Source organism: Stenotrophomonas sp. 05L44_2 (genome assembly GCF_056665995.1).
On the sequence record NZ_JBFTNR010000864.1, the window covers coordinates 1 to 1,577 of the forward strand.

Below are 1,577 nucleotides of genomic sequence, written 5' to 3' on the forward strand. Positions count from 1 at the left end.
GAGATGAAGCGCTCGAACAGCAGGTTGCTGCGCGCTGGGTCGATCTCGGTCACACCCAGCACGAAGCACACCGCTGAATTGGCGGCCGAGCCACGGCCCTGGCAGAGGATGTCCTGGCTGCGGGCGAAGCRCACGATGTCCTGCACGGTGAGGAAATAGGAGGCGTACTGCTTCTGCTTGATCAGTGCCAGTTCGTGCTCGATCTGCTTGCGCTGGGCTGGCTCGATGCCCTTTTTCCAACGCCAAGGAATGCCGCGCTCGACCAGCACGCGCAGCCAGCTGTCCGGGTCGTGGCCTTCGGGCACCAGTTCGCGCGGGTAGGTGTATTTCAGCTGGTCCAGGGAGAAGTGGCAGCGTTCGGCGATGCGCAGGGTTTCTGCCAGCAGTTCGGGCGGATACAGCTGGGCCAGTGCAGTGCGCGGGCGCAGATGACGCTCGCCGTTGGCAAACAGGCGCCAACCAGCCTCGGCCACGCTGCAGCGATGGCGGATCGCGGTCAGCGTGTCCTGCAAGGCACGACGCCGACGCACGTGCATGTGCACGTCGCCACTGGCGACCAGCGGCAACCGGTGGCGCTCGCCGAAGGCCTGCAGCTGCTGCAGCCGGCGCGTGTCGTCGTGTTCGTGGTGCAGCTCCACGGCCAGCCACAGGCGCTGCGGAAAACAACGGCGCAGCAGTTCCAGTTCGGTGGCCGCCGGTTGCCGGTCCAGCCACAGGCACAGCAGGCCCTCGGGCAGTCCCTGCAGATCCTCGCGCAGGCAGCGGTATCCGCCCTTGGCTGCCCGCCGGCGACAGGTGGTGATCAGCTGGCACAGCCCGGCGTAAGCGGCTTGGTTGGTGCACAGCAGGGCCAGCTTGGGCCCGTCTTCAACCTGGAATTCGGCACCGACGATCAGCGCCACGCCGTGCGTCTTCGCCGCCTGCCATGCGCGCACGATGCCAGCCAACGAGCATTCGTCGGTGATGGCCAACGCGCGGTAACCCTGGCCGGCGGCGCGTGCGAACAGTTCCTCGGCGGTGGATGCGCCACGCTGGAAGCTGAAGGCCGACAGGCAGTGCAGTTCGGCGTATCCGGGCAGATCGGTGTGCATGGGGCTCAACCGAACCAGCCGTGCAGCATCCACGGCGCATGCGGATCATTGCGCGTGCGGAAGGCCCAGCCACGCTGGCCCTGCGCGGTTTCCACCACGTAATAGTCGCGGCGTGCATCGGCCTGGTCCCACCAGCCCGATTCAATCCGTTCCGGCCCGGCGACGATGCGCAGGCGCGGATCGCGCAGCGGCTGTGGCGTCTCCAGCAGCCAGCCGGGGCGCAGCGGCCACCAAGCGGGTGGCTTGGCCGGTGGCTGGGTGCCACTGGCGCGTTCGGGGCGGTGGTCGGCCTGCACGGCCAGTGGCTGCACGGCGTCATCGCCGAGGCGGGCACGCAGGCGCTCGCGCAGCTGGGTCCATGGCATCGCCTGCGCCGGGCGGGTATCGAACAGGTCACGTGCGGCCGGCACGAACGGCGGCAGCTGCTCGGCCTGCAGGCGCAGCGCACGGCTGCCGGCGGGCAGGGCGAAGGCTTCCATGCGGTTG

At 68.8% G+C, this 1,577-nt stretch carries 1 protein-coding gene and 1 pseudogene; both read right to left on the bottom strand.

From position 1 onward, the window contains the following. Window positions 1–1,091 (bottom strand): PHP domain-containing protein (locus AC1VAN_RS21460; RefSeq protein ID WP_480986703.1); only part of this gene is annotated, 1,091 nt, incomplete at its 3' end. Window positions 1,092–1,096: 5 nt separating this feature from the next. Further along, a pseudogene (locus AC1VAN_RS21465) lies at window positions 1,097–1,577 on the bottom strand (DNA polymerase Y family protein); the annotation flags it as partial.